Genomic DNA, 20,250 nt, shown 5'->3' with positions numbered 1-20,250 from the left:
GAAGCGGAAGGGGAAGGGGGAAGGGGAGGAGGGAGGACAAGGGAGGGGAAGCCCACACGGACGGCGGGATCGCATGGGCGACGGGAGCAGAGGCGCGGGCAACCCGGACGCGTGGACGACGAGACGCACGCGCGGGCAACCCGGACGCATGGGCGACAGAACGCAGGCACAAGCAGCGCAGACGCATAGGCGACAGGACGCACACGCAGGCAGCACAGACGCATAGGCGACAGGGCGCGGGAGGCACAGGGGCGGCCCCGGGAACGCCGTACGGCCCGCACCGTGGCTCAGGTGCGGGCCGTACGCGGCACGCACGTGGTGCGGCCCTCGGCGGCAGGGCGCCGCCGGACGCCTACGGAGTCGTCCGCCGGCGCCGGGAACCGGGCCGGCGCTCACTCGGCCGGGTCACCGGATCGCCGGCCTCCATCGCCGCCTCGCGGCGTCCCGTGCCGAACTCCGCCAGTGCCTCCGCGAGCCGGTGCACGGACGGTTCGGGAGACATCACGTCCACCCGCAGCCCGTGCTCCTGGGCCGTCTTGGCCGTGGCGGGGCCGATGCACGCGATCACGGTGACGTTGTGCGGCTTGCCCGCGATGCCGACGAGGTTGCGCACCGTCGACGACGAGGTGAACAGGACCGCGTCGAAGCCGCCGCCCTTGATCGCCTCACGGGTCTCCGCGGGCGGCGGCGACGCGCGGACCGTGCGGTACGCGGTGACGTCATCGACCTCCCAGCCCAACTCGACGAGGCCCGCGACCAGTGTCTCCGTGGCGATGTCGGCACGCGGCAGGAACACCCGGTCGATCGGGTCGAAGACCGGGTCGTACGGCGGCCAGTCCTCCAGCAGGCCCGCGGCACTCTGCTCGCCGCTCGGCACCAGGTCCGGCTTCACACCGAAGGCGACCAGCGCCTTCGCGGTCTGCTCACCCACCGCCGCGACCTTGATCCCGGCGAACGCGCGCGCGTCGAGCCCGTACTCCTCGAACTTCTCGCGCACCGCCTTGACCGCGTTCACCGAGGTGAAGGCGATCCACTCGTAGCGCCCCGTGACCAGGCCCTTGACGGCGCGCTCCATCTGCTGCGGGGTGCGCGGCGGCTCGACGGCGATCGTCGGGACCTCGTGCGGCACGGCGCCGTAGGAGCGCAACTGGTCGGAGAGCGACGCGGCCTGCTCCTTCGTCCGCGGCACGAGCACCTTCCAGCCGAACAGCGGCTTGGACTCGAACCAGGAGAGCTGTTCGCGCTGGGCCGCCGCGGACCGCTCGCCGACCACGGCTATCACCGGCCTGGCGCCGTCCGGCGAGGGCAGCACCTTCGCCTGCTTGAGGGTCTGCGCGATGGTGCCGAGCGTCGCGGTCCAGGTGCGCTGCCGCGTGGTCGTGCCCGCGATGGTGACGGTCAGCGGCGTGTCGGGCTTGCGGCCCGCGGCCACCAGCTCACCGGCCGCCGCGGCCACCGTCTCCAGGGTGGCGGAGACGACGACGGTGCCGTCCGACGCGCCGACCTCGGTCCAGCAGCGTTCGGGGGCGGTGCGCGCGTCGACGAACCGAACGTCCGTGCCCTGCGCGTCCCGCAGCGGCACTCCCGCGTAGGCGGGCACCCCGACCGCGGTGGCGATGCCGGGCACCACCTCGAAGGGCACGCCTCCCGCGGCGCAGACCAGCATCTCGTCGGCGGCGGTGGTGTCGAGGCCGGGGTCGCCGACGACCGCACGGACGACCCGCTTGCCGCCCCGCGCGGCCGCCATGACAAGATTGGCCGCATCCCTCAAAGCAGGGACACCAGCGGTTTTTGACGCGCCGTCAACAGGCGAGCCGTTGAGGACCGCGGGCTGGGGCGCGCCCGTTTCGCCGGCGTCGGCCGTGCCCGGGCCTGCGGCAGGGTCGGTGCCCGTGCGGGCCTCCGGCTGTGCCGCCGTGGCCGTGTCCCAGACGGTGATGCCGGCCCTGGTGTGCGTCCGGACCACATCGAGCACGTCCGGCTCGGCGATCAGCACATCAGCGTTGGCCAGCGCCTCTACGGCGCGTAGCGTCAGCAGTCCCGGATCCCCGGGCCCGGCGCCGAGGAAGGTGACGTGCCCCTGTGCGGTGCCGGGCTGCCTCGCGGCGCCGGGGCCGCGAGGGGTGGCCCTTCCGTTCGGGGCCGCGCCGCCGCGGGCGGAGTGGGTGGGATGGTTCGAGGTGGTGGGGCTCAAAGTGCTCGCTCCCCCATCAGACCGGCCGCGCCCTTTGCGAGCATCCCGGCCGCGAGCTCACGGCCGAGCGCCACTGCCTGGTCGTGTGACTCGGGCACGGGACCGGTGGTGGACAACTGCACCAGCGTGGTGCCGTCGGTGGTGCCGACGACGCCGCGCAGGCGCATTTCCTTGACAATCTGCCCGTCGGCCAGCAGGTCGGCCAGCGCGCCCACAGGTGCGCTGCAACCGGCCTCCAGGGCGCCGAGCAGGGACCGCTCCGCGGTCACGGCGGCCCGCGTGTACGGGTCGTCGAGCTCGCCGAGCACGGCGGCGAGGGGGGCGTTCCACGCCGCGCACTCGACCGCCAGCGCCCCCTGGCCGGGGGCGGGCAGAACGGTGTCGACCGACAGGAAGTCGGTGACCTCGGACAGCCGGCCGAGGCGGCTGAGCCCGGCGGCGGCCAGGACGACGGCGTCCAGTTCACCGCTGTGCACCAGGCCGATCCTGGTGTCGACGTTGCCGCGCACCGGCACGGCCTCGATCACCGTGCCGTGCTCGCGTGCGCAGGCGTTGAGCTGGGCCATCCGGCGCGGCGACCCGGTGCCGATCCTGGCGGGCCGGGGCCCGTCGGCGGTCAGGCCCGCGAAGGTGAGGCCGTCGCGCGCGACCAGCACGTCGCGCGGGTCCTCGCGACGCGGCACGGCGGCCAGCGTCAGCCCCTCGGGCTGGGTGGTCGGCAGGTCCTTCAGGGAGTGCACCGCGAGGTCCACCTCACCGCGCAGCACCGCGTCCCGCAGGGCGGTCACGAAGACGCCCGTGCCGCCGATCTGCGCAAGCTGCTCGCGCGAGGTGTCCCCGTAGGTGGTGATCTCCACCAGTTCGACGGGTCGGCCCGTCGCCTTGCGTATCGCCTCGGCCACCAGCCCCGACTGGGCCAGGGCGAGCTTGCTGCGTCTGGTCCCCAGCCGCAGCGCGCCCGGGTGCGCACCCCCGCCGGGGGCCCCGGGACCCTGCCCGGGAGGACCCGGAGTCGGGGGGATGTCCCCCGGGATAATGCCGTCGGTCATGCTCGCCCTCGGTTCTTGCCGTCGTTGACGTCGGCGTCGTTCAGATCGTTCCGCTCGGCCCGGGAGACGGAGGCGACCGTCTCCGGATCCAGGTCGAACAGGGTCCGCAGCGCGTCCGCGTACCCGGCGCCGCCGGGCTCGGCCGCAAGCTGTTTGACCCGTACGGTCGGCGCGTGCAGCAGTTTGTCGACGACGCGCCGCACGGTCTGGGTGATCTCCGCGCGTTGCTTACCGTCGAGCTCCGGCAACCGTCCGTCCAGACGGGCGATCTCGCCGGCCACCACATCGGCGGCCATGGTACGCAGTGCGACGACCGTCGGGGTGATGCGCGCGGCACGCTGGGCGGCGCCGAAGGCCGCGACCTCGTCGGAGACGATGACGCGCACCTGGTCCACATCGGCCGCCATCGGGGCGTCCGCGGAGGCCGCGGCCAGCGACTCGATGTCGACGAGCCGGACCCCGGCGATCCGGTGCACCTCGGCGTCGACGTCGCGCGGCATGGCGAGGTCGAGCAGTGCGAGCACCGGCGGACGGTGCGCGGCCGGCCCTTCCGGCCTGGGCCCGCGGCGCTCGGGCACCCGGCCGGCGGCGGCCGCGGCGGCCAGCGCGACGATGGTCTCGGCGTCGGCTGCCGGATCGTGCACCACGGGGGCCGTCCGACCTGCGGCGGGACCCCCTATGCCCTTGTCGACCCAGGCGGCGTGCTGTTCGAGCGCGGCGGCGTCCATACCGGCCACGGCCGCCTCGCCCTGCACGGAGAAGCCCGCGGCGGCCTCCTGCACGGCGGCCATGTCGACGGGGCAGGCGTCCTTGCCCGCGGGGCCCGCGGCCTCCTGCGGGCCCGCCGCGTGCCCCGTCCGGCCGTCCGGGACGGCGCCGCGGACGGCGGCAGCGCCATCGCCGCCGGCAGCGCCCGGTCCCGCGGCACCGGGCGGCAGGCGGTCGGCGACGGCCGCCGCGACGGCCTCGGCGGTGAGTACGAGCCCGGTGGCGCCGGTACAGGACACCACCACGTCGGCACGTGTCAGCTCGTCGGCGACCCGGTCCATGCGGACCGCGCGGGCCGCCGCCCTGGTGCCGCCGTGCGGACCGGGGCCCTCGCCGACGCTCTCGCTGAGGATCCGGGCGAGGCGCTTGGCGCGGGCGTGCGTGCGGTTGGCGATGACGACCTCGGCGACGCCCGCCCTGGAAAGCGTGGCCGCGGCCAGCGACGACATCGAGCCCGCGCCGATCACCAGGGCCCGCTTGCCCGCGGCCCAGGCGCGCACCGCGGCCTCGGCGCCCGGGCCGGCGCCCGCGAGCTGCTCAAGGCCGAAGGTGACGAGCGACTGGCCCGCACGGTCGATCCCGGTCTCGGAGTGCGCCCGCTTGCCGACCCGCAGCGCCTGCTGGAAGAGGTCGTTGAGGAGGCGGCCCGCGGTGTGCAGCTCCTGCGCGGTGGCCAGCGCGTCCTTGATCTGCCCGAGGATCTGGCCCTCGCCGACCACCATCGAGTCCAGGCCGCAGGCCACCGAGAACAGGTGGTGAACGGCCCGGTCCTCGTAGTGCACGTACAGGTACGGAGTGAGTTCGTCGAGGCCCACACCGCTGTGCTGGGCGAGCAGCGTGGACAGCTCGGAGACCCCGGCGTGGAACTTGTCGACGTCCGCGTACAGTTCGATGCGGTTGCAGGTGGCGAGCACCGCGGCGGCCGCGGCCGGCTCCGCCTCGACGGTGTCGTGCAGCAGCTTGGCGGCGGCGTCCGCGGAGAGCGCGGCGCGCTCCAGCACGCTCACCGGCGCGCTGCGGTGGCTCAGTCCGACGACGAGCAGGCTCATGCCGGCATCACGGCGGGGACGTCCCCGTCGGGCCCCTTCGGGCTCGCTCCCGGCACCGCCCCGGCCACCGGGCCCTGTGCGGCGTTCGCACCGGGCCCCGCGGCCTCCGCGGCCGGTGCGACGGTTGCGGCCACGGCCTGGCCGGTGTCCCGCGGCGGGCGCTCGTCCCGGTCCGCGCGCTCGTCGCGCTCCTCGCCGTTCTTGCGCTGCTCGTGGAAGGCGAGGATCTGCAACTCGATGGAGAGGTCGACCTTGCGGACGTCGACGCCGTCCGGCACGGACAGGACCGTCGGCGCGAAGTTCAGGATGGAGGTCACGCCCGCGGCCACCAGCCGGTCGCACACCTGCTGGGCCGCACCGGCCGGGGTGGCGATCACGCCGATGGACACCCCGCTGTCGTGAATGATCGTTTCGAGCTGGTCGGTGTGCTGCACCGGGATGCCCGCGACCGGCTTGCCGGCCATCGCCGGATCGGCGTCGATCAGTGCGGCGACCCGGAAGCCGCGGGAGGCGAATCCGCCGTAGTTCGCGAGGGCCGCGCCGAGGTTTCCGATGCCGACGATGACAACCGGCCAGTCCTGGGTGAGGCCGAGCTCGCGGGAGATCTGGTAGACGAGGTACTCGACGTCGTAGCCGACACCGCGCGTCCCGTAGGAGCCGAGGTAGGAGAAGTCCTTGCGCAGCTTGGCGGAGTTGACGCCGGCGGCGGCCGCCAGCTCCTCGGAGGAGACCGTGGGAACCGAGCGCTCCGACAGTGCGGTGAGCGCCCTCAGGTACAGCGGAAGCCTGGCGACGGTGGCCTCGGGAATCCCTCGGCTGCGGGTCGCCGGTCGGTGCGTTCGGCCTGTTGCCACGATGCTCCTGCGGGTAGAGCGGGGCTGTGGGCGGTCATACGTCCCAGGACCGCCCCGTCGTATGCAGGCTATGTCTTTGTGAACGCGTGCACAAAGATTGTGTCCGAATTGCCCGGCCAACGTGACCGGGGTCACGCGCCCTCGGGACGGGCGCGGGAAACCGCCACCCGGGCGGCTTCGTTCCTCAACTGATGGGGGCAAAGCCGTACACACTCCTCACGATCCTCGCCCCCGAGATCAGACCGCCTTCGATCGTAAGCGGCTTCCGGGCCGTCGTACGCCCTCGTACCGTGACTGTTCCATCACGACGCAGGTCAGCGCTTGTCCGCGATGCGTCAACACTGTCCGCGATACGAGACGCCGCGGTACGGGACGCCGCGAACCGAGACGCACCGCCTACGTGGTGAGCGCGCGGCGCAGCCGGTCCGGGTCGACCCGCCAGAAGTCGTGCTGCGCGCCGTCCACCAGCACGACCGGGATCTGCTCCCAGTACCGGCGGTGCAGCTCCTCGTCCTGGGTGATGTCGCGCTGCTCCCAAGTGGCCCCGAGCTCGGCGCAGACCTTCTCGACCACCGCCTGCGCGTCATCGCACAGATGACAGCCGGGCTTGCGTACCAGCGTGACGACCCGCTCCTCGGGGGGCTTCTTCCCGGGTCGCCGGAACATGGGGCTCATGGTTCCATTCTGACCCCACCGCGCACGCATTCGACGTTTCGTCGCGGAGAGTTCACGCACCCCGGATCCGGCCGTCTCCGGAGCGCCGCGCGAACTGGCTATGCTCACGTCATGTCCGCTCTAGGATGGCTCCCCCACCGCAGGCGCCCCGCCACCGCGCGGAGCGTGCTCGCCGGCGAGGCCTCGGCCGAGGCAGCGCGCAAGTCCTCCCGGGAACAGGAGGACACCGCGGCGCCCTTCCCCGTCGCCGGCGACGAACGGGCCGCCGCCTTCTTCGACCTGGACAACACCGTGATGCAGGGCGCCGCGCTCTTCCACTTCGGTCGCGGCCTGTACAAGCGGAAGTTCTTCCAGCGGCGCGAACTGGCCCGGTTCGCCTGGCAGCAGGCGTGGTTCCGGGTGGCCGGGGTCGAGGATCCGGAGCATATGCAGGACGTCCGGGAGTCCGCCCTCTCGATCGTCAAGGGGCACCGGGTCGCCGAGCTGATGTCCATCGGCGAGGAGATCTACGACGAGTACCTTGCCGGGCGGATCTGGCCCGGCACGCGCGCGCTCGCGCAGGCCCACCTGGACGCGGGGCAGCGGGTGTGGCTGGTCACCGCCGCGCCGGTGGAGACGGCCACCATCATCGCCCGCAGGCTCGGCCTGACCGGAGCGCTCGGCACCGTCGCCGAGTCCGTCGACGGCGTGTACACCGGCAAGCTGGTCGGCGAGCCGCTGCACGGCCCCGCCAAGGCCGAGGCGGTGCGGGCGCTCGCCGTCGCCGAGTCACTGGACCTGTCGCGCTGCGCCGCCTACAGCGACTCGCACAACGACATCCCGATGCTCTCCCTCGTCGGCCACCCGCACGCCATCAACCCCGACGGCAAGCTGCGCAGACACGCCCGCGAACACGACTGGCGGCTGCGCGACTACCGCACGGCCCGCAAGGCAGCGAAGGTCGGCATCCCCGCGGCCGCGGGCGTGGGCGCGGTGGCGGGCGGCACGGCCGCCGCCATCGCCCTCTCCCGCCGCCGCCACTGAACCGCACCCCGGCAGGGGCCGGGGAAGCGGTACGCGGTACGGGCGGGGCTCCCCGGCGGACGGCCCGAAGGCGGGCGGAGCCCGGGCTGAAGGGGGCCGCAGGCCGACGGGGCGGAGCGGTGTTCACGCTCCGTGCACCCCGCACCCGGCGTCCGTACGGAGTACAAGCGCCCGCTCCGTTCGGCCCAACACCGGGGCGGCCGCATGCGTCCGTACGGCGCAAGGGCACACAATCCGACACAAGCACGGACACGCCGCAATCTTGCTGCTTCACCCCCGCACGCCCCCCGCCAGTCGCGTTGGTACCACTCGACCACAACACACCTCGGAACCAGACCGAACCTGAACCAAAACGATCAACATTCGGTCACCGATTGCTACTTAAACGGTCGTCGATCGATAACAGAAGCGACGGAACCGATACTTTGAGCAACTGGGTGTAGTGCTGCCTGTACGAAGCGTTATTCTCCTCAGACGAATACCGGTACCCACGCGTCGCCACGACGGGTGAATGGTCCCGTACTGCACGTGATGGAAGCTCTGCCTCTGGGAGTCTTGTGTACCCACACGTCGGGGTTGACGCCTCGGGCCTGGCTACGCTGCGCGACACAGTCCTCGACTGTCTGCGCGGCTTCGTCCCCACCGTCCGCACGGCGTACGCCGCCCCCACCGCGTACGCCGTGCCCGCCGCCCCCACCCGTACCGCGCCCCACCCCACCGGGCCCACCGGGCCGTGCTACGCCCTGGCCGACGGCAGCGCGGCCGTCGGCCGCCGAGGCCGTGCCACCCAGGCCGCCGCCCCCACCACCACGCGGCGCCCGGCCGCCGACAGCGACAGCGCCCGGATGATGGAGCTGGTCGAGCGCGCCCAGGCCGGCGAGGCCGAGGCGTTCGGGCGCCTCTACGACCAGTACAGCGACACCGTCTACCGCTACATCTACTACCGCGTCGGCGGCAAGGCCACCGCCGAGGACCTGACCAGCGAGACCTTTCTGCGCGCACTGCGCCGCATCGGCACCTTCACCTGGCAGGGCCGCGACTTCGGCGCCTGGCTCGTCACCATCGCCCGCAACCTGGTCGCCGACCACTTCAAGTCCAGCCGCTTCCGCCTGGAAGTCACCACCGGCGAGATGCTCGACGCCAACGAGGTCGAGCGCAGCCCCGAGGACTCCGTCCTCGAATCCCTGTCCAACGCCGCCCTGCTCGACGCGGTGCGCCGTCTCAACCCCCAGCAGCAGGAGTGCGTGACCCTGCGCTTCCTCCAGGGCCTCTCCGTCGCCGAGACGGCCCGCGTCATGGGGAAGAACGAAGGCGCCATCAAGACCCTCCAGTACCGCGCGGTCCGCACCCTCGCCCGCCTCCTCCCCGACGACGCCCGCTGAGCCGCCCCACCCGGTCCCCGCGGCGCCCGGGGCAGACCACCCCACAGCACCCGGCACCCCCGCCAAGCCCACCACCCTCTCCGCCCCCACCACTCTCACGACCCTCATCACCCTCATCACCCTCATCACCGCCACCGTCCCCGCACGGCCCAGCCTCCCACCGAGGCCGCCCGGGCACCCGCCCTCCCGTCACCCACCGCCTCCCACCCGGTACGGACGGAAACCGCTCACACGGAGAGCAATTGCCAATTCACTTACGGTGAAAGACACTTGGCGGCACGATCCGATCATCTTTCGTCCGTAACCCATGTGCCGCGCCACTCGTTGTGCGAGATGCAGGCTCCCTGCGGTTGCACGCCCTCTGCCCAGGCTCACTCGATCGTGTGAGCCTGGTCGGGCGCTGCAACCCCCAGGACCCCCTGGGGAGTCGACCGTCATGACGAGAGGAGGTGCCGCCAGTGATCGCGAACGTATCGGCACACCGGCGGGCGAACGCCTTCGCCCAGGCCCTGGAGGAGCGATCCGCCCGGGGCACCGCTGCCGAGCGCCCCGAAGAGCCGGGCGAACGCACCGAGCAGAGCTGCATGTTGGCCCTGGCCGGCAGTCTCGCCGACCTGCCGAGGCCGGAGCTGGAGCGCGACGTCAAGGCCGTCCAGCGCGCACGGCTCGTCGCCGCCATGGAGGCCCTGGAGCACGGCGGCACGGCCCCGGGCGAGGCCACCGACCCCGCCGTTCCCGAGCAGCGCTCCGCCGGGCGGAAGTCCCACCGGGCCAGGCCGCTGCGCGGGCTGCGCCCCCGGACCCGCCTCACCAAGGGGCTCGCCGCGGGCGGGCTCACCGTAGGGGTGGCCGCGGGAGCCTTCGGCGGCGTCGCCGCGGCCAGCACCGACGCGCTCCCCGGCGACTCCCTCTACGGCCTCAAGCGCGGCATGGAGGACGTCAGGCTCGGCCTCGCCGACAGCGACTCCACCCGAGGCGAGATCTACCTCGGCCAGGCATCCACCCGGCTGAACGAGGCCCGCAGGCTCATGGAGCGAGGCCGCTCGGGCCCCCTCGACACGGAGTCCGTCTCGGAGGTCAGGCACGCCCTGTCCGGCATGCGGCACGACGCCTCCGAAGGCCACCGCCTGCTCTTCGCCGCCTACCGGCGCGACGGCTCGCTGGCGCCCATCCAGGCCCTGTCCTCGTTCTCCCAGTCGCACCGCGATAGCTGGACCGCCCTGCGCGACAAGCTTCCCGTCCAGCTCGGCGACGTCCGCGACCAGGTCACCTCGGTCTTCGACGCCATAGACCAGGAAGTGGACCCGCTCCGCCCGCTGCTGCCGCGCACCCCCACCCAGGGCCCCGGCTCGCGGCGGCCCTCCGGCGGCCAGGGCTCCGGCGGCCCGTCCGGCTCGGGCAACCCCGAGCCCTCGACGCCCGGCGGTTCCAGGAGCGGCGACCGGGACCGCACCAGTGGCCCCGAGCCGTCCACCTCGGGGTCCGGCACCGGCGGCGGCATCCTCGGCAGCTCCCCCGGCGGCATCCTCACCCCGCCGACCGGCGACATCGACCCCCCGAGCCCCTCGGCCAAGGGCGGCAGGAGCACCACGCCCGAGCCCGACATCACCCTGCCGCCCCTCCTCCCCGGAGTCCTGGGGCTCGGCATCGACGGCCAGGGCGGCCAGGAGAAGTAACCGGACCCGGTGCGCACCGGCGCCCGGCACGGCACGGGGCCACCGTCCACCAGAGGGCGGTGGCCCCGGCGCGTCCCGCCTCGTCCGGCCCCCGATCCCCTCCGCAACTCCAAGTCCGTCGGCCCGGGGTGGCGTTACCATGAGGGGATGTCGGGGCGGGGGGCACGCGGCGCAGCGTTCGTCCTCGGCGTGCTCGCCCTGATCGCACTGGGCATCTACTCGGCGTTCGGCGACGTGCACGGCCAGGGCAGAGCGCACCTCTCGCTCGCCATCGCCCTGATCGTGACCTCGATCCTGCTGCTGGCCTGGCCCCCCATGCGGCCCCCGCCCGACCAGGCGGTGCCACGCTCCGCGGCCACGGTGACGGCCGGTCGGCTGCTGATCTCCGCGGCCTGGCTCGCCCGGTGCGCCGCCTCCGGATTCGTCGGTTACTTCATCTCCTCACGCCTCCAGGAACATCCCGGTTTCCATGCTGGCGTCGCCCTGTTCTCGGTGGCCGGGGCAGTGCTCGCCCTGCTGGTCCAGTGCGGCAGCGCCATGGTGGGCTTCCGCCCCGAGTGGCCCTTCACCCGAAACCCCCTCAGCATCCTGCGCCATCTGCTCAACACCGCCGCCTTCGCGATCCTCGCCGGCTACGCGACCCTGCTCCCCGGTGCCGTCGAGACCGCCCTGACCTGGGTGCCCAGCCACACCTACGGCTACTGGACGCAACGGGCCCCGGCCTGGCTCGGCGCGCCCCTCGCCGTCGTCACCTGTGTCCTCTGGTTCGTCGCCGTCCTGGCCGTGGAAGGGGTCCTCCAGTGGCTGCTGGCCGCCGCGCTGGGCAGGGAGAACACCCTCGGCGCATGGCTCGCGGACCACAGCCCCGTGAAGTTCGCCCGGACGGCCGCCGACGTGTCCTTCGCGTTCGAGTTCTGGGTGATCGCCTGCACGTACTACAACAGCGACCGGTTCACCGCGCTCACCGTCCGGTTCCTGGTGGTCCCGTTCTCCTACAGCGGCGACCGCGGCATGCTCCCGGGCAGGAAGCCCCGCCCGGAGCGGCTGCGCGCGATGCGGGCCCACGAGCGGCCGCTCCCGGACGAGGAGGAGCGCGCCCTGAAGGACCGGATCGCGGCAGCCGCGGTGGCCTGTGCGCCCGGCCCGTGGCGGACACTGCTGCTGGAGCACCGCGCCGTCCTGGGCCACCAGGAGGTCCAGCTCGAGGTGGACCCGCCCGCAGCCCGCCGCTGGGACCCGGTCGGCGAGGCGCCCCAGGACCCACAGCACACCGTCCTCCAGCTCACCGGCTTCCCCGAGCTCGCGGCCCTGTGGCGGCTGCGCGAGGCGGCCTACCGCGCCGGGGAAGGAGCGCCGTACGTCCAGACCCTGACCGTCGACGAGGAGCCGGCCACCCGGCGCGCGGACCCCGGCGCACGGCCCTGGCGCGTCACCTTCCGCGACGGGCACGACCTCGTGCCGCCCACCTGGCAGCGGCCGCCGACCCGGCGCCAGTACCGCGAGGACCTGCGCCGCTTCCCCCGCCTGCGCGGCGGCAGACCGTTCTGGCTGCGGGAGCGCGTGAGCCGGATACGGTGAGCGTGCGCCACGGGGCCCACGGGGACCGGGCTCGCGGACCCGGCCCGGCGTGCCGCGGCCCTTTCGTGCCCCGCCCCGCCGTGCCGCGGCCCGTTCAGAAGAAGACCGACCTGCGCTGCACCAGCAGCCGGTACAGCGTGTGCTGGATCTGCTCCCGCACCTGGTCGGTGAGGTTGAACATCAGCATGGGGTCCTCGGCGGCCTCCGGCGGATACCCGTCGGTCTCGATCGGCTCGCCGAACTGGATCGTCCACTTCGTCGGCAGCGGTACCGCGCCCAGCGGCCCCAGCCACGGGAAGGTGGGGGTCATCGGGAAGTACGGGAAGCCGAGGAGCCTGGCGACCGTCCTGGCGTTGCCGATCATCGGGTAGATCTCCTCGGCCCCGACGATCGAGCAGGGCACGATCGGGGCGCCGGCACGCAGCGCCGTGGAGACGAAGCCGCCCCGCCCGAACCGCTGGAGCTTGTAGCGCTCGGCGAACGGCTTGCCCAGGCCCTTGAAGCCCTCCGGCATCACACCCACCAGCTCACCGCGCCCGAGCAGCGCTTCCGCGTCCTCGGCGCAGGCCAGCGTGTGGCCGGCCTTGCGGGCGAGTTCGTTGACCACGGGCAGCATGAAGACCAGATCGGCCGCGAGCAGTCGCAGATGGCGGCCCTCGGGATGGTGGTCGTGCACGGCGACCTGCATCATCAGGCCGTCCAGCGGCAGGGTTCCGGAGTGGTTGGCGACGATCAGCGCCCCGCCCTCGGACGGAATGTTCTCGATGCCTTTGACGTCGACCCGGAAGTACTTCTCGTACAGGGGCCGCAGCACGGACATCAGCACCTGGTCGGTGAGTTCGGCGTCGTAGCCGAAGTCGTCGACCTCGTAGTCACCGGTGAGCCGGCGGCGCAGGAAGGCGAATCCGCTCGCCAGACGCCGCTCCCAGCGGTCGCCCGAGTCCCGGGCCGCGGTGTCCGTGGGCCCCGCGGTGTCCGTGGGCCCCCTGGCCCCCGTGGCCGCGGCGGACGTGTCGCCCCCGGTGGGCCGGCCGGACACGCTCGGTCCGGAGGGCACGGCGTGCAGGTCGGGCGGGACGTCCTTGCCGGGCGCGGTGCCGGCGGTGGAGCCGGTGCCCGCGTCGGCCTGCGTGTCGGGCGCGTCGGGCCGGGTGCCGGCGCCCGGGGTGCTGGATGCGCCGGTGGCGCCGCCCCGGCCGGAAGAGCTGCCGCCGGCCCCGTCCGTAGACTCGTCCCGGCGCTTCGGGCGGCGGGCCGGCCGGCGGGGCTCGCGGTCCTTGCGCGTGCCGGGGGCCGGGGCCGCCGCGGAGCCGGCGCGGGCCCCCGTGCGGCGGGCCTGCTGTCCGGGCAGGGTAGCGACCTCGCCCACCGGTCCCGGCGCGCCGGTGTCGCCGCTGTCGCCGGTGGTTCGCGTTCCGTCCGGGCCCGCAGTGCCCGCGGCGTCGCCCGTGCTGTTCGTGCCGCTCGTGTCGTCTGGGCTGTCTCGGCTGTCTGCGCCGTTCAGCTCGCTCGCGTCCTCCGTGCCGTCCGTGCCGGGCGCGTTCCGGGACTCGCGGGTGTTCCGCCTGCCGCGGGCCTCACCGCCGCGTGCCGTGTCGGACGCCGCCGGCTGGCCGCCGCGGCGGCGGCCTGAGCGCTGTGCGCCCCCGCGTGACCGGTCGTCGTCGAACGGAATGACCTTGGCGTCCGCCATTGTTGCTGCGCTCCTCTATCGACGCTGGTCGGCACTGGCCGGGCCCGGTCCACCGGCCGTCCGCGCCGCCGCCCGGGCCAGGAAGGGCAGCGCGGCCACCCGGTCGACGGCCGCCTCGACGGTCTCGGGCGGCAGCAGGCCGGTGCCGCGGACACGGACGAACTCCGCGAAGGTCTCGACGGTGCTGTACCGGGGGGTGAATCCCAGGGTCTCGCGCATCCGCCGGGTCGACACGACCCGGCCGTGCGTGAGCAGCCGCAGTTGCTCGGGCGAGAAGTCCGTAAGACCGATGGTCCGCAGCGCCGCACCGGCCCAGGTGACGGCGGGCAGCAGGACGGGCACGGTGGGGCGACCGAGGCGGCGCGCACACTGCGACAGCAGCAGGACCCCGTCACCCGCGATGTTGAACGTGCCGCTGCTCGGCGCGTCCGGCTCGGCCCCGTGGGCGGCCAGGCCCAGCACGTCCAGCACGTCGTCCTCGTGCACGAACTGCAACCGCGGGTCGTAGCCGAAGACGGTCGGCAGCACGGGCAGCGAGAAGTACTCGGCGAGCGGGGTGTCGCCGGTGGGGCCGAGGATGTTCGCGAAGCGCAGGATGCACACCGCGACATCGGGCCGGCGCCGCGCGAAGCCCCGGACGTAGCCCTCGACCTCGACGGCGTCCTTGGCGAAGCCGCCGCCGGGCAGCGACTTGGGAGGCGTGCTCTCGCCGAAGACGGCGGGGTCACGGGGTGCGGAGCCGTAGACGTTCGTGGACGACTTCACCACCAGGCGCTCGACGGTGGGCGACTTCTGGCAGGCACCGAGCAACTGCATGGTGCCGATGACGTTGGTCTCCTTGACCGCGGCCCGGCTGCCGCCGCCGAGCGCGGTGCCCGAGACGTCCATGTGCACGACGGTGTCGACGGCGTACTCGGCGAGCACCCGCGCGATGGCGGGCTGGCGTATGTCCGCCGCGACGAACTCGGCGCCGTCCAGCTCGTGCTCGGGCGCGACCGCGTCCACCGCGATGACGCGTTCCACCTCGGGGTCCCGCACCAGGCGCCGTACGAAACGGCCGCCGAGCTGCCGGGCCACCCCGGTCACGAGCACGATCCTGCCCAAGATCAGCGCCTGCCTTCCCGCTCCGCGGAGCACCGTGCCGTGTGGTGCAGACCGTACGCCGTCCCCCGGCGCACCGCCCCGGCGCCGCGCCGCCCCGGCCGCACGCCGCCCTACCGTCCTACCGCCACGCGGGGCCCGTAGGGGACGGCGCGGGCGAGACGTTATCGGAACGCAAGCGGCTGTGGCCCTCCCACCGATGGTGGGAGGGCCACAGAGCGCGCTTGGTCCAGCAGTCGCTACTTCTTGTTGCGACGCTGAACGCGCGTGCGCTTGAGCAGCTTGCGGTGCTTCTTCTTCGCCATCCGCTTGCGCCGCTTCTTGATAACTGAGCCCACGTCGACCCTCGCTCACTTCTCGGACAACCCCCGCTGGGCGGGGACAATCACACGGTGCGGGGCTGCATTGGGGCCCACACGACCTACGAGGGACTAGCCTACCCCGCCATGGCGCCAGGGCTCCAATCGAGGGGTCGGCAAGCCTTCGGAGTGGATCCCGAGGGGCACCCGAGAGGCCCCCCGGAATCCGGGACGTCCGTCGTCAGGCCGTCTCCACCCCCACATAGGACTCGCGAAGGTACTCGTGAACCGCTTGCTCCGGGACTCGGAAGGACCTCCCCACCCGGATCGCGGGCAGATGACCGCTGTGCACCAACCGGTACACGGTCATCTTCGACACACGCATCACCGAGGCGACTTCCGCCACGGTCAGGAACTGAACCTCGTTCAGAGGCCTCTCGCCAGCAGCCATGACACACCTGAACCTTCCGCACATGACGGGCACCGGCTTCCCCTCCGGTGACTCCTCGTCGCTGTGCGCTCACTCCCCAGAGTAGGGGCGGGTGATGCGAGTGGGGAAGAGGAGCAGCATTCAGCCGCCTACTGTGACAGACACGCCCGTTTGAGTACATAGCGTGTAGGCGCCTGGTGGACGCCGGACGTACGACGCCGTCGACCGCGGCCGAGCCGGAAAGTGGCACTCCGCTCGCGCCGGCGCACCCTGGCGAAGTCCCCGCCACTGCCGCCCGGTTACCGCGACACCAGCACTGACCTGCCGGGAAACCCTCCGTGACGACTGACGACCACACCGCCGACGGGCCACCCGGGACTGCGACGACGGGGCGGGGCGAGGCGCACGGGATGCGGTGGACGGGTGTGTGCGCCGGTCTCACTCGCGACGGGGCGTGCGCCGGGTTCGCGCGCCAGAGCGACTGCCCGTACGTCAAGGAGATTGCAGATGCGTAGGACGAACTGGGTCGTTTTGTCGACACTTCTGCCCTGCAACAGTACGAGAACATGACCTCACAGCGCCGACAAAGTGTCTGCACGACGGGGCTGAGGAGGGCGGAGGAGGGCGGAGGAGGGGGCCGTGGCGGGCGTCGGTGGGCGGGGCGCCGGGGTGGGCGGGGACGTTCGGGTGTGTGTGTTCGCGAGCGGGTCACGCGCGGTGCTTCCCGGGCCGCCGCGGGCCCTCTGCACCACCGGCACGCCCCCGATGCTGCCGTATCGCACGACCCTGGGCACCGGGTTCGGGAAAGCTCGTGCGCCGCGGGACGCACGACCGCGGGACGCACAACCGCGGGACGCACGATCGCGGGGCGGGCGCCGCGGCATCCGCCGGGACAGGCTGTCCCGCCGGGACAGGCCGCATCCGCCCGGGCGGCCGCATCCCACCCAGGCAGCCCGTCCCCGCCGGAGCGGGCGACGCCCTCCGGAGCCGGTGGCTCCCGCCAGGGCCCGCGGGCTCCCGCCAAGGCCCGTGGCTTCCAGAACCCGTGGCCTCCCGCCAAGGCCGGTGGGCCTCCGCTAGGGCAGCATGCCGCGCAGCGGGAACACCGCACCGCGGGTCGCGCGGATCGCCTGGTCGAGGCGGGCGGCCGGGTCGTAGCCGTCCTCCCAGGCCGCCCAGGACACCGGTCGGCGCCCGTCCGTCATCCGCCCCGGCACCATGCCGCGGCCTCGGGCGGACACCTCGGCCCGCCACTCCTCCGGCAGTTGCTCCTCGGGGTCGATCGGCCGTCCCGCGGCGATGGCCACGAGGTGCGTCCAGGACCGCGGTACCACGTCGACCACGGAGTACCCGCCGCCGCCGAGCGCGATCCACCGCCCCTCGGCATGCTCGTGCGCCAGGTCGTGGCAGGCGAGCTGCACCGCACGCTGGGCGTCGAGCGACACCGCGAGGTGCGCCAACGGGTCCTCGAAGTGGGTGTCCGCACCGTGCTGGGTCACCAGCACCTGAGGGCGGAAATCGGCCAACAGCTCGGGCACCACGGCATGGAACGCGCGCAGCCAGCCCGCGTCGCCGGTGCCGGCCGGCAGCGCCACGTTCGCCGCCGAGCCCTCGGCCCGCTCTCCGCCGCTCTCCTCGGGCCAGCCGGTGCCGGGAAAGAGCGTGCGGGGGTGCTCGTGCAGCGAGATGGTCAGTACGCGGGGATCGTCCCAGAAGGCCGTCTGCACACCGTCGCCGTGGTGGACGTCGACGTCCACGTACGCGACGCGTTCCGCGCCCAGCTCAAGGAGCCGGGCGATGGCGAGCGCCGGGTCGTTGTAGACGCAGAAGCCGGAGGCGGCCGAGGGCATGGCGTGGTGCAGGCCGCCGGCGAAGTTCACGGCGTGCAGCGCCTCGCCGCGCCAGACGGCCTCCGCGGCGCTCACCGACTGGCCGGCGATCAGCGCCGACGCCTCGTGCATCCCGGCGAAGGCGGGATCGTCGAGGGTGCCGATCCCGTACGACCCGCGGGCTGCCGAGGGATCCGCGGAGGCGGCCTTGACCGCGTCGATGTAGTCGTCGCGGTGCACGAGCCGGAGGGTGGACTCCCCCGCCGGGCGGGCACCGACCACCTTCAGCTCACGGTCGAGCCCGAAGGCCGCGATGAGACTGCGGGTCAGGCCGAGCCGGATCGGGTCCATGGGGTGCCCCGGACCGAAGTCGTAACCCGATACTGCGTCATCCCACATCAACTGTGCGCGGCCGCTCATGCCCGCCACCGTATCGGGCGGGGCCGGAGGCGAACGACGCGGCGTAGCACAGTGTCACGAGCACCAGCACCATGGGGACCAGCATCGCCGCCCGGTAGTCCCAGGCGTCGCCGAGCGCCCCGACCAGCGGAGAACCCACGAGGAAGCCGACGTAGTTGAAGACGTTGAGCCGTGCGACGGCCGCGTCCGAGGCGCCGGGCCCGTGCCGCTCGGCGGCCTGCCGTCCCGCCGCGGCGAAGGTCTGGGGCACCAGCACACAGAGCCCGAGGCCCAGCAGGGTGAAGCCCAGGATGCCCGTCCAGGCGCCGGGCGCCCCGGCCACCACGGCGAATCCGAGCGCGGCGACCAGCGTGCCGCACCGCACCACCGCGACCGCTCCGAACCTGCGGACGCCTAGGTCCCCGAGGGCACGGCCGAGCAGCGTCATCGCCATGTAGACGTTGTACGGCAGCGTCGAAAGCTGCTCCGAGCCGCCCAGCACGTCCTGGAGGTACTTCGCGCTCCAGTTGGACACCGTCGAGTCCCCGATGTAAGCGAACGCCATCACCAGGCAGAAGGGCAGCAGCAGCGCGAACGCCACGGGGGCCTGGGGGCCGGCGGCGGGGGGCCCGGGGGACCCCGGCGAGTCGGGGGACGCCAGGGGTTCGGGGGGCTCGGGTGCGCCGGGGGAGGTCCCGGGGGACGGCGGCGACGTGGTCGGCGGCCGGTGCCCCGCGGTGTGCCCGGGCCCGTCGACATACCACCCGCTGCCGACGAGCGCGGCCGGCAGCAGCACCAGTACGACCGGAAGGTACGTGGCGGGCAGCGGCAGTTGCCAGTGGGCGCCCGCCCAGGCGATCGAAGCTCCCAGGATGCCGCCGAGGCTGTACGCCGCGTGGAACCCCAGCATGATGCTGCGGCCGTACGCATGCTGGAGGCTCACTCCCAGCATGTTCATCGACGCGTCCAGCGCGCCCACGAAGAGCCCGAACAGGCCGAGCGCGACGGCCGCCTGCCACATCCGGTGCCCTGCTCCGGCGCCCAGCAGCGCCAGCAGGACCAGGGGCTGCGACCAGCGCAGGATGCGGCTGGGCCGCACCCGCCGCACCAGACGCTCGGTGGTCACGCTGCCCACCCCCGCGAGCACCGGAACCGCCGCGAGGAAGGCGGGCAGCAGCGCGTCGGCCACCCCGTACCGATCCTGGATCGCGGGAATGCGGGTCACAAGCAGCGCGAAGGCGGTGCCCTGAACGAAGAAGGCGAACGCAAGGCAGGCCCTGCCGCGCCGCAGCACTTCCGTCATGGCGGCACAGCGTAAGCCTCCGGGCTACCTCCGGGTAGATGTGTCAGGCGATGTCATTCCACCGCAGTGGGGGCGGGGGAGGCTGGTTCCGCCCCGCCCGTCGCCGCGATGGTGCCCGGGCCCTTCCCTGCGACGGTGCCGGGCGGATCCGGGAGCAGCAGGTCCGGCAACAGTGCCATGTCGTCGAAGAGTTGCCGGGCGCCGGCCCTCACGAGCCGCTCGGCCGGGGTCATCGCGGTGAACCCGTAGACGTCCATTCCGGCCGCGAGCGCAGCCTGGACGCCGAGCGGGCTGTCCTCCACGACCGCGCACCGCTCGGCAGGCACGCCCATGCGTGCGGCCGCGTGGAGGAAGAGGTCCGGCGCCGGTTTGCCCCGCCCGACGTCCTGCGAGCTGAAGATGCGGCCGTCGTCGAACCAGTGGTCCAGCCCGGTCTTGCGGTGCCCGACGCGGATCCGTTGATGGCTTCCGGAGGAGGCGACACAGTAGGCGACGCCGGCACGCGCGAGCTGCGCCAGGACCTCCGGAGCACCGGGGACGACGTCCAGCTCCTTTTCGAACGCGGCGAACACACGGGCGTGGTAGCCCTCGTCGAAGTCTTCGGGAAGCCGCCGGCCGGACCTTTCGAGGACGAGGTCGTGGACACGGTGCACGGCGCCGCCCAGGTAGTCGCGCAGCGAGTCCTCGTAGCTGGTCGGGTGTCCCAGCTCGGTCAGGTACTGGGCGAGAATCCGGTTGGAGATCGGCTCACTGTCGACGAGCACACCGTCGTTGTCGAAGATGACCAGGTCGTAGCGCATGACCTGACAGTAGACGGTACGACAAAGAGCCCTTGTACCGGGCGGACCCGGTACAAGGGCTCTTTCAAAAGGAGTTCGGCGGCGTCCTACTCTCCCACAGGGTCCCCCCTGCAGTACCATCGGCGCTGAAAGGCTTAGCTTCCGGGTT

15 protein-coding genes, 1 rRNA gene and 1 pseudogene are annotated in these 20,250 nt (G+C 73.1%); 4 read left to right on the top strand and 13 right to left on the bottom strand.

Annotation, left to right across the window (positions count from 1 at the left end):
* Positions 1 to 352: 352 nt before the first annotated feature.
* The 5 genes from IE313_RS13405 to IE313_RS13385 form a co-directional block, all read right to left on the bottom strand.
* Positions 353 to 2,038 (bottom strand): bifunctional uroporphyrinogen-III C-methyltransferase/uroporphyrinogen-III synthase, encoded by a 1,686-nt coding sequence (locus IE313_RS13405; RefSeq protein WP_373316986.1) that lies wholly within the window; start codon positions 2,036 to 2,038, stop codon positions 353 to 355.
* A gap of 152 nt (positions 2,039 to 2,190) precedes the next feature.
* Complete coding sequence (gene hemC, locus IE313_RS13400) at positions 2,191 to 3,243, bottom strand: hydroxymethylbilane synthase (protein WP_189931675.1); 1,053 nt, start codon at positions 3,241 to 3,243, stop codon at positions 2,191 to 2,193.
* Positions 3,240 to 5,060 carry a glutamyl-tRNA reductase gene (locus tag IE313_RS13395; RefSeq protein ID WP_189931673.1) on the bottom strand — a complete coding sequence of 607 codons (1,821 nt, stop codon included), beginning with the start codon at positions 5,058 to 5,060 and terminating at the stop codon, positions 3,240 to 3,242. The genes hemC and IE313_RS13395 overlap by 4 nt, the downstream gene beginning before the upstream one ends.
* A complete protein-coding gene (locus tag IE313_RS13390) occupies positions 5,057 to 5,914 on the bottom strand; it encodes a redox-sensing transcriptional repressor Rex (RefSeq protein WP_189931671.1) in 858 nt (285 codons plus the stop codon). Before IE313_RS13390 ends, IE313_RS13395 begins: the two co-directional genes overlap by 4 nt.
* Positions 5,915 to 6,310: 396 nt before the next feature.
* Positions 6,311 to 6,589: a glutaredoxin family protein gene (locus IE313_RS13385; protein ID WP_189931669.1), complete on the bottom strand. Its 279-nt coding sequence runs from the start codon at positions 6,587 to 6,589 to the stop codon at positions 6,311 to 6,313.
* 111 nt (positions 6,590 to 6,700) lie between these two features.
* Between IE313_RS13385 and IE313_RS13380 the strand changes: the two genes are divergently transcribed.
* The 4 genes from IE313_RS13380 (at position 6,701) to IE313_RS13365 (ending at position 12,248) form a co-directional block, all read left to right on the top strand.
* The gene (locus IE313_RS13380; protein ID WP_189931667.1) at positions 6,701 to 7,612 is read left to right on the top strand and encodes an HAD family hydrolase; all 912 of its coding nucleotides are present in this window, start codon (positions 6,701 to 6,703) and stop codon (positions 7,610 to 7,612) included.
* Between the two features lie 557 nt (positions 7,613 to 8,169).
* Positions 8,170 to 8,994: an ECF subfamily RNA polymerase sigma factor, BldN family gene (locus IE313_RS13375; RefSeq protein WP_189931665.1), complete on the top strand. Its 825-nt coding sequence runs from the start codon at positions 8,170 to 8,172 to the stop codon at positions 8,992 to 8,994.
* 458 nt (positions 8,995 to 9,452) lie between these two features.
* Entirely contained in the window at positions 9,453 to 10,670 is a 1,218-nt protein-coding gene (locus IE313_RS13370; protein WP_189931663.1) for a DUF5667 domain-containing protein, read from the top strand.
* A 147-nt stretch (positions 10,671 to 10,817) separates the two neighbouring features.
* Positions 10,818 to 12,248, top strand: a complete 1,431-nt coding sequence (locus IE313_RS13365) for a hypothetical protein (RefSeq protein WP_189931662.1) — start codon at positions 10,818 to 10,820, stop codon at positions 12,246 to 12,248.
* 94 nt (positions 12,249 to 12,342) lie between these two features.
* On the opposite strand, the pseudogene IE313_RS13360 reads toward IE313_RS13365, so the two are convergent.
* The 8 genes and pseudogenes from IE313_RS13360 to rrf form a co-directional block, all read right to left on the bottom strand.
* A pseudogene (locus IE313_RS13360) lies at positions 12,343 to 13,176 on the bottom strand (lysophospholipid acyltransferase family protein); the annotation flags it as partial.
* A 780-nt stretch (positions 13,177 to 13,956) separates the two neighbouring features.
* A complete protein-coding gene (locus IE313_RS13355) occupies positions 13,957 to 15,045 on the bottom strand; it encodes an NAD-dependent epimerase/dehydratase family protein (protein ID WP_189931660.1) in 1,089 nt (362 codons plus the stop codon).
* A 236-nt stretch (positions 15,046 to 15,281) separates the two neighbouring features.
* Positions 15,282 to 15,380: a 30S ribosomal protein bS22 gene (locus IE313_RS13350; protein WP_003948845.1), complete on the bottom strand. Its 99-nt coding sequence runs from the start codon at positions 15,378 to 15,380 to the stop codon at positions 15,282 to 15,284.
* Between the two features lie 202 nt (positions 15,381 to 15,582).
* Complete coding sequence (locus IE313_RS13345; RefSeq protein WP_093781815.1) at positions 15,583 to 15,792, bottom strand: helix-turn-helix domain-containing protein; 210 nt, start codon at positions 15,790 to 15,792, stop codon at positions 15,583 to 15,585.
* 1,055 nt (positions 15,793 to 16,847) lie between these two features.
* Positions 16,848 to 18,020: an acetoin utilization protein AcuC gene (locus IE313_RS13340; RefSeq protein WP_189931658.1), complete on the bottom strand. Its 1,173-nt coding sequence runs from the start codon at positions 18,018 to 18,020 to the stop codon at positions 16,848 to 16,850.
* Positions 17,989 to 19,302 carry an MFS transporter gene (locus tag IE313_RS13335; RefSeq protein WP_189931655.1) on the bottom strand — a complete coding sequence of 438 codons (1,314 nt, stop codon included), beginning with the start codon at positions 19,300 to 19,302 and terminating at the stop codon, positions 17,989 to 17,991. The genes IE313_RS13340 and IE313_RS13335 overlap by 32 nt, the downstream gene beginning before the upstream one ends.
* A 53-nt stretch (positions 19,303 to 19,355) precedes the next feature.
* Complete coding sequence (locus IE313_RS13330) at positions 19,356 to 20,102, bottom strand: HAD family hydrolase (protein WP_189931653.1); 747 nt, start codon at positions 20,100 to 20,102, stop codon at positions 19,356 to 19,358.
* 73 nt (positions 20,103 to 20,175) lie between these two features.
* Positions 20,176 to 20,250 (bottom strand): 5S ribosomal RNA (gene rrf / locus IE313_RS13325); the annotation flags it as partial.

This window comes from Streptomyces sulfonofaciens (assembly GCF_014656295.1).
GTDB lineage: Bacteria > Actinomycetota > Actinomycetes > Streptomycetales > Streptomycetaceae > Streptomyces > Streptomyces sulfonofaciens.
This window is presented reverse-complemented; position numbering and strand designations above follow the sequence as displayed.

Coding starts and splice junctions, on each gene's coding strand:
- hemC (WP_189931675.1), bottom strand. CDS start 3,243: ATGACCGACGGCATTATCCCGGGGGACATCCCCCCGACTCCGGGTCCT.
- IE313_RS13335 (WP_189931655.1), bottom strand. CDS start 19,302: ATGACGGAAGTGCTGCGGCGCGGCAGGGCCTGCCTTGCGTTCGCCTTC.
- IE313_RS13380 (WP_189931667.1), top strand. CDS start 6,701: ATGTCCGCTCTAGGATGGCTCCCCCACCGCAGGCGCCCCGCCACCGCG.
- IE313_RS13345 (WP_093781815.1), bottom strand. CDS start 15,792: ATGGCTGCTGGCGAGAGGCCTCTGAACGAGGTTCAGTTCCTGACCGTG.
- IE313_RS13395 (WP_189931673.1), bottom strand. CDS start 5,060: ATGAGCCTGCTCGTCGTCGGACTGAGCCACCGCAGCGCGCCGGTGAGC.
- IE313_RS13330 (WP_189931653.1), bottom strand. CDS start 20,102: ATGCGCTACGACCTGGTCATCTTCGACAACGACGGTGTGCTCGTCGAC.
- IE313_RS13385 (WP_189931669.1), bottom strand. CDS start 6,589: ATGAGCCCCATGTTCCGGCGACCCGGGAAGAAGCCCCCCGAGGAGCGG.
- IE313_RS13340 (WP_189931658.1), bottom strand. CDS start 18,020: ATGAGCGGCCGCGCACAGTTGATGTGGGATGACGCAGTATCGGGTTAC.
- IE313_RS13365 (WP_189931662.1), top strand. CDS start 10,818: ATGTCGGGGCGGGGGGCACGCGGCGCAGCGTTCGTCCTCGGCGTGCTC.